This is a genomic window from Peptacetobacter sp. AB800 (genome assembly GCF_047807365.1).
GTDB lineage: Bacteria > Bacillota > Clostridia > Peptostreptococcales > Peptostreptococcaceae > Peptacetobacter.
The window spans coordinates 1-6,899 of sequence record NZ_JBLOUI010000065.1 but is presented as its reverse complement, the minus strand read 5'-3'; the positions used below and the strand labels follow the sequence as shown (position 1 = coordinate 6,899).

The 6,899-nt window shown below is 26.9% G+C and carries 7 protein-coding genes; 3 read left to right on the top strand and 4 right to left on the bottom strand.

The annotated features are described in order from the left end of the window. Nucleotides 1–338 precede the first annotated feature (338 nt). The 3 genes from ACK2WN_RS11720 to ACK2WN_RS11710 all read left to right on the top strand — a co-directional run bounded on the left by ACK2WN_RS11720 (nt 339) and on the right by ACK2WN_RS11710 (nt 4,045). Nucleotides 339–1,910, top strand: coding sequence for an SIR2 family protein (locus ACK2WN_RS11720; RefSeq protein WP_416155668.1), 1,572 nt, complete (start codon nt 339–341; stop codon nt 1,908–1,910). Nucleotides 1,911–2,208: 298 nt separating this feature from the next. Next, nucleotides 2,209–2,397, top strand: a complete 189-nt coding sequence (locus tag ACK2WN_RS11715) for a hypothetical protein (protein WP_416155667.1) — start codon at nt 2,209–2,211, stop codon at nt 2,395–2,397. After that, a complete protein-coding gene (locus tag ACK2WN_RS11710) occupies nt 2,375–4,045 on the top strand; it encodes a recombinase family protein (protein ID WP_416155666.1) in 1,671 nt (556 codons plus the stop codon). The genes ACK2WN_RS11715 and ACK2WN_RS11710 overlap by 23 nt, the downstream gene beginning before the upstream one ends. Nucleotides 4,046–4,091: 46 nt before the next feature. On the opposite strand, the gene ACK2WN_RS11705 is transcribed toward ACK2WN_RS11710, so the two are convergent. The 4 genes from ACK2WN_RS11705 to ACK2WN_RS11690 form a co-directional block, all read right to left on the bottom strand. Further along, on the bottom strand, nt 4,092–4,790 hold the full coding sequence (locus ACK2WN_RS11705) for a hypothetical protein (protein WP_416155665.1): 699 nt from the start codon (nt 4,788–4,790) through the stop codon (nt 4,092–4,094). Nucleotides 4,791–4,793: 3 nt separating this feature from the next. Then, nucleotides 4,794–6,032 (bottom strand): AAA family ATPase, encoded by a 1,239-nt coding sequence (locus tag ACK2WN_RS11700; protein WP_416155664.1) that lies wholly within the window; start codon nt 6,030–6,032, stop codon nt 4,794–4,796. Nucleotides 6,033–6,201: 169 nt separating this feature from the next. After that, nucleotides 6,202–6,399: a hypothetical protein gene (locus ACK2WN_RS11695; RefSeq protein ID WP_416155663.1), complete on the bottom strand. Its 198-nt coding sequence runs from the start codon at nt 6,397–6,399 to the stop codon at nt 6,202–6,204. A 93-nt stretch (nt 6,400–6,492) separates the two neighbouring features. After that, the gene (locus tag ACK2WN_RS11690; RefSeq protein ID WP_416155662.1) at nt 6,493–6,741 is read right to left on the bottom strand and encodes a hypothetical protein; all 249 of its coding nucleotides are present in this window, start codon (nt 6,739–6,741) and stop codon (nt 6,493–6,495) included. Nucleotides 6,742–6,899 lie beyond the last annotated feature (158 nt).

Below are 6,899 nucleotides of genomic sequence, written 5' to 3'. Positions count from 1 at the left end.
TATCTGTCTTATTTGTGTGTTTAAAATATAAAAATAGCAGGAAAGCAAAAATCTTTCCTGCTATTTTTCTTTTAGATAACCTCATTAACAATGCTAACTTAATGACATTGGATTTTTATCGCTCTTTTTTTATGCCTATTTTTCCCATATCTGGGAAAAGTTGTTTTTATTTCTATATCATATATTATCAATTTTTCTAGTATAATTTTGGCAATTTATATATTATATTTTGCTCTTTTTATATACTTAAAGTATGTTTTTTTGCTTTAAATACATCTTTTAAATACTAAATTCTGTTATATAATATAAATACAATAATATATTATGGAGGTGTCAAAATGGAAAATAAAATAAGTACTCTTTTAAATAGTTGTAATTCAAATCCTGTACTTTTTATAGGTTCTGGATTTTCAAGAAGATATCTAAATCTACCAACATGGGAACAGTTACTTCAAGAAATTTCAAATAGAATTAATGATTCTGAATTTGCATTTAGAAAATATGTTTCTCTCTCTAAAAATGAATCTGGAGAAGTTGACCTTCAAAAAGTTGCCACTCTTATAGAAGAAGATCTTATTCAAAAGTGGTATACAGATGATAAATTTGAGGATATTAGAAATAATTATAAAGATAGTATAGAACACAATATTAGTCCTCTAAAAATAGAAATTGCAAATTATATAAACAATAATAGTGATTTTGAATCTTTAAATCTAGTTGAAGAGTTAGAGTTATTTAGTCAAATATCCAAGAAAAATATCTCTAGTATCATTACAACTAATTATGATACTTTACTAGAGCATTTAGTTAATGATTATAAAGTTTTTGTTGGACAAGAGGAGCTTATATTTTCTAACTTACAAGGTATAGCTGAAATCTATAAAATACATGGTTGCTGTAACAAACCTGAAAGCATTGTTATTGATGAAAAGGATTATAAAAACTTTGCTGAAAAAGGTAAATACTTAGCAGCAAAGATAATGACATTATTTATGGAGCATCCTGTTATATTTATTGGTTATTCTATAAGTGATGAAAATATAATAAATATTTTAGAAAATATTTCTGCTTGTTTATCTCAGGAAAATATAGAAAAATTGAAAAATCGTTTATTCTTTGTTGAATGGAATCCTAAAAAGAATACTCCAGAAATATCAGAATCAATAATATCTTTTGATAAAAATAAACAAATTGTAATGACAAGGATAGAGTTGAATGATTTTCATATTATTTATAATGCTATATTAAAAACACACTCTAAATATCCCGTTTCTATATTAAGACGTTTAAAAGAATCTGTTTACAATCTTGTTTTAACTAGTGAACCAACTGAAACACTAAAAGTTGCAAATTGGAATTTTGATAATGATACTGATTTAGATAATCTTGAATTTGTCCTTGGTGTTGGTGTTTCTTCAAATAATTTTTCTAAAAAAGGATATAAAGGTATTACTGCACAAGAGTTATTCCTAGATATTATTTTTGATAATAAAGACCTTGATGCAAATCATATTATTTTAGACACTCTTCCAGGCTTAAAACCTTCTAATGCTAACAGTTTACCTATATATAAATATTTAAAAAATTGTAACTGCGATATTCCTAGTTGTTTAAATAATTTAATAAAAAATGACTTTGATGAGCTTCTTTCAAAAACTATAAAAGAACATAGAGAAAAATATTCATCTGATTTAGAAGGGAAAACTATTAGAGAAATTATTGCTATGTATGGAGATGATGCAGCTTTATACAAAATTGCTCTAATGGAAAAAGAAAATATTAATATTGATGATTTACAAAACTTCTTACAAGAATATTATAATAATCATCAAGATGTTTTTACTTCTAAGTCTAATAAAAGTAATTTTAGAAGACTTGTAAAGATATTTGATTATTTAAAGTATAATTAAAAATAAAAGGGTCTCTGCTTTTAAGCAAGTAAATTAATACTCGCCAAACCACAAAGACCCTTTTCTGTTTATTCCATTATCATATTAAGTAACTGAATTAACAGTCACCTAAAATATAAATAAGAATATTCTTTTATATATATCATTATATACTTCTTATTATTAAAAATCAATGCTTTGTTTTTGTGGTAACAAACTTTTCCCACATCTGGGAAAACTATTATTTTTTTATCGTAGCTTTTTTGCTATTTAAAACCATCTCGAATATATGTTCTAATATTTTCAGGAGGTGGATTTAATGTTTAAACTTTACAAAATAAAAATCAAAATATCACTATTAACATTGACTAACAAATCTTTATACTATCTGAAAAAACTATTAAACATAAAAGTAGTTGAAGACCTTTACGTTTCAAGCTACTACAAAATAATAGCTCTATTTTCTGAGCTTGAGAGTGTAATAAATGAAAGCAGCTCTTTACATTAGAGTATCGACAACTTATCAGATAGATAAAGATTCGTTACCAGTTCAACGTCAAGATTTAATCAACTACGCAAAATATGCTTTTAATATCGACGACTATGAAATATTTGAGGATGCAGGGTTCTCTGGTAAAAATACTAATAGACCAGCATTTCAAAATATGATGGATAAAATAATATCAGGAGAGTTCTCTCACCTATTTGTCTGGAAAATAGATAGAGTGAGTCGTAACCTTTTAGACTTCTGTGATATGTATGAGGAGTTGAAAAAATACAACTGTACTTTCGTTTCTAAGAATGAACAATTCGACACCAGTTCAGCGATGGGTGAAGCAATGCTTAAAATAATACTTGTATTCGCCGAGCTTGAAAGAAAATTGACATCAGAACGTGTTACTTCTATTATGCTTGCAAGAGCTGAAAAAGGACTATGGAATGGAGCTAATGTTCCTCTAGGATATTCTTATGATGAGGAAACTAAGTATCCTGTAATAAATGAGAATGAGGCTAAAACGATTAGATTTATATTTGATATGTACGAAAAAAGACAGTCTACTGCTGCTATTTCAAAATACTTAAATGAGAATAACGTACATACAAAACGTGGCGGTAGTTGGACTAGTAAAGGTATTGGAGATATAATCCATAACCCATTCTACTACGGAACATTGAGATATAACTATCGTGAGTCAGCCAGAGGTAAAAAGAAGTCTGAGGATGAATGGATTGTAAAAGAAAACAACCATGAAGGAATTATATCAGAAGAGCAATGGCTACGTTGTAATAAGATTATAGAAGAAAATGCTAAGAAGAATGCTTCCAGATTTAGAAGTATGAATCAGATACAACATATCTTCGGTGGACTTATTTATTGTAAGACTTGTGGAGCTAAATATATCTGTTCTTTGGATAAGCCTCGTAAAGATGGTTATAAACCTAGTAGGTATATATGCGGTGGCAAAATAAAAGGAGTTATCTGTGATAATAAAATTGTAACTGATGTTACTATAGGTGATTTTATGCTCCAGTATGTTTTGAATTTCATTAGCTGCATAAACAAAATTCCTTCTAATCTTGAAGATTTGGAAAATAGGCTTTTAGGTAATTCTGATGTGTGCCTGGACTATGATTCTTTATATGATACTTTTTCTATGCTGGCATACATAAAACAAATGAGAAAAAATAATTATAAGTATGAGGATCTAGATAAGATGGTTGATTTTGAAAAGGTAAAAAGTAATAAATCTGAGATAGATTCTCTTCTTGAAAATAAATCTAAACTTGAAAGAGCTGCAGAACGTCTTACTAATCTTTATTTATATGATGATGTTCCTATGTCTGAGAGAGAGTTCTATAAACGTAAAACTGAGATAGAAGACAAGCTATCTGAAGTAAATGAAAAACTAAATGCTTTGAATAATGAAAAGAATAAACCTAAGATAACTGACTTAGGATTTATGGATGAGATGGATGACTTACTTCTTAGACTAGACTTTACTGGCTCTTCTCTGAAGGAATTGACTATGAATAACGATAGGAAAATATTGAAGGACTTCTTTGAAACGATAATTGAAAAGATAATAGTCTGTGATAAAAGAGTTGACTCTATAATTTTTAGAAATGGACTAGTACATAAATTTTACTATAAATAATAAAAAAGACCTAGTATTTATCTACTAGAGCTATTTTACTAGGTCTTTATCTATCAATCTCATCCTTATTTCTTATTAGAGTATCTATTCCATTAATAAATTTTATAACCATATCAATTTGTTTTTTTACATAATCTTCATTGATAGAGTTTTTTTCTGCATCAGCATGGTTTCTGTCTGATTGATGAGCTATAAGGTTTCTTCTAACAAATAACTTGTCTAAAAAAGTTTTTAATTTATCCATTGTATTTTCTTTACTATTTCTATCATAAAATACATTATCTGCTAACTCTTTTGGACTGATTCCTATTAATTTTAATTGGTCTATTATACTTTTTGACGTCATAAAAGTATCATTTGCATATTTTTTATTTACTACCTCATTAAAAATATCATCTTGTTTAGAAATCATTATTTTATGTATATCAGACATTTCTATTTTAAAATTATTATATTTTTCAGTTTTTTCCCAGTATCCATTATACATCCTATTCATACCATATTTTGTAATCTCATGCATATAAAAATCAATTGTACTATCTAATGATATAATTTGGTATCTTAAAATATCCATTTTCTTATTATCTTCTTTTAAATCTTTTATTATTTCAAAGGAGTCTCTTATTGAGTTTATATTTTCATCGAAATGGTACTTTATTTCATCTAGTTCAAAAATAGTAACAAGCTTTTTCTTTTGTGTTCTATCTCTATCAAAGAGTTTAAATAAATCTTCAGGTTTATTCATATATTATTCTTCTCCTCCTTTGAATTGAATATTAGTTTTTAAAAAAGGAATTGCCCCATATCTTCCATTTATATAATTTTTGCTCACATTTTCAGTTTTTCTTATATCTTTAAATTCTGAAAGAGAATATAACTCAGTCTGTCTATTGATTCTTTCAAGTTCAGCAAACCAAATTTGATCTCTTCTTAGAATATTTAAATCTAAAAGATTTATATCATGTGTTGTAAATATAAGTTGTGCGTTTGAATCCTTATTTTTAATAAAAATTTGTAGCAATTTATGTAATATAATATCATGCAATCCATTTTCTATCTCGTCCCATAAAAGAATTTTATCATTTTCAATAATATCGATAATAGGACATAAAACTTCAAATAGTTTTTTTACTCCACTTGACTCATCATCTATAGATACCATAAAATCGCCATAGTCTAGAAAAACTGCATTAACTTCGGCTGCCCTATCACTTAAAATAGGACGTAATTCAACTGGTAAGTCTTCTAACATCTCTTCTGGAAAAGAAATTCTATGTCGCTCTGTTTTTATATCATTTATATTTACTCCAAGACTTCTAAACGCATTAATTACCTTTCTTTTTAAATTTTTATCAGAATTAATTTTATTAAAAGAATATTCTTGCCAATTATTTATTGCCTCTGGTAAATAAACAACAATATCTTCTTTAAAAAATAGAAATACATTTTCTATCTCTTTTATATTTGTGTTATTCGCAGCAACTGATAAAAATGGTCTATTTTCTTTAGCTTTAAAAAGAGCTTCTTTTAGTTCACTCATAAAGTTCTTGCCAAAAGTATACTCTTCATATTCTCTATCAAATATTTTTGCTGGTCTCTTCTTAGGGAAATGATAAAGATATTCTTTAACAACTTTTTCTTTTGTAGCTGAAATGCCATACATATATCTAATTCCATTTTTTACAAATTGTAAAATAAATTCAGATGGCTCGTCTGCTTTTGAAAGCTTATGTGTATTTATTGGTATATAATCTCCAGGTTGTTGATTTATTCCATTTAATATAAGTCCTTTTAAAAAATTAATCGATTCTAAAAGTGAAGTTTTGCCAGAACCATTAGCACCATATATAGAAGAAACTTGATTTACTTTTTTATCATTAAAATCTAGTAAATAATCACTATTAGATGTATCTGATGATGCCATCATAGAAAATACTACCTCTTCTTTTATTGCTTTAAAATTTGAACATCTATATTCAAGAATCATATTTATACCTCCTAATCATAAATTCTCTTACTGTATATTATACATTTTGTCAAGTGTTTAATCAATCTTTTTGCATTTTTTTTGCAAATTCAATAATTAAATATCTATTTATAAGAAATTAAAATAAAAAAATAAAGATATAATTAAAAAATACATTTTAATTATATCTTTATTTCGTGTTTAGGTAATTCATCTGACACCCGAATGTCCCAAGCCCAACTGTTGGCTTTCTTCTTTTCTTTTTAGTCCATTTTTCATTTAAGACTCTTACTTTGTCCATGTATACTTCTTGTTCTTCTAGTTTTATTGGATCTAGTACTTTCTGTCTCGGTTTCTTTACTTCTTTGTTTATGTTAATTGTTTCCATTTTTTCTCCTTTTCTATTTATAACTATCCTTTTTATTTTATCATAATGCAAAAAATAAAAAAAGCACCTTAACAATTATCTGTTAAAATGCTTTTATCCCCAAGCCACATATCCCTCTTTAGCTTCTTCTTTAAGAACTCTTTCTACAACTTTTATAAAATACTTTCTATTTCCATCTTGTTTTTCTTCATCCCAATACTCCCACTGAGAAAGATGTATATCAAATATTTCTTTAGTATCTCTATTGATAGAAAAAGAACCCTTTAAATCTTTTTCTCCATTTGGATAATATTCATATGTAAGTATAGGACCATTTTGGATTATTAATATGTAGGAAACCATTTAATCACCTTTCTCTTTGAATATTATATTATTTCTTTAATTATAACAATTAAGTAGGGGCTAACTTGTAGCCCCTCTCACACCACGGAGCGTGCCGTTCGGCACTCCGCGGTTCAATTTCATATAATAATCTAAGCAACTTATTAATCCTCTTTTAG

Excerpts from the sequence above, each read along its gene's own strand:
- ACK2WN_RS11720 (WP_416155668.1), top strand. The coding sequence starts at position 339 with ATGGAAAATAAAATAAGTACTCTTTTAAATAGTTGTAATTCAAATCCT.
- ACK2WN_RS11715 (WP_416155667.1), top strand. The coding sequence starts at position 2,209 with ATGTTTAAACTTTACAAAATAAAAATCAAAATATCACTATTAACATTG.
- ACK2WN_RS11710 (WP_416155666.1), top strand. The coding sequence starts at position 2,375 with ATGAAAGCAGCTCTTTACATTAGAGTATCGACAACTTATCAGATAGAT.
- ACK2WN_RS11705 (WP_416155665.1), bottom strand. The coding sequence starts at position 4,790 with ATGAATAAACCTGAAGATTTATTTAAACTCTTTGATAGAGATAGAACA.
- ACK2WN_RS11700 (WP_416155664.1), bottom strand. The coding sequence starts at position 6,032 with ATGATTCTTGAATATAGATGTTCAAATTTTAAAGCAATAAAAGAAGAG.
- ACK2WN_RS11695 (WP_416155663.1), bottom strand. The coding sequence starts at position 6,399 with ATGGAAACAATTAACATAAACAAAGAAGTAAAGAAACCGAGACAGAAA.
- ACK2WN_RS11690 (WP_416155662.1), bottom strand. The coding sequence starts at position 6,741 with ATGGTTTCCTACATATTAATAATCCAAAATGGTCCTATACTTACATAT.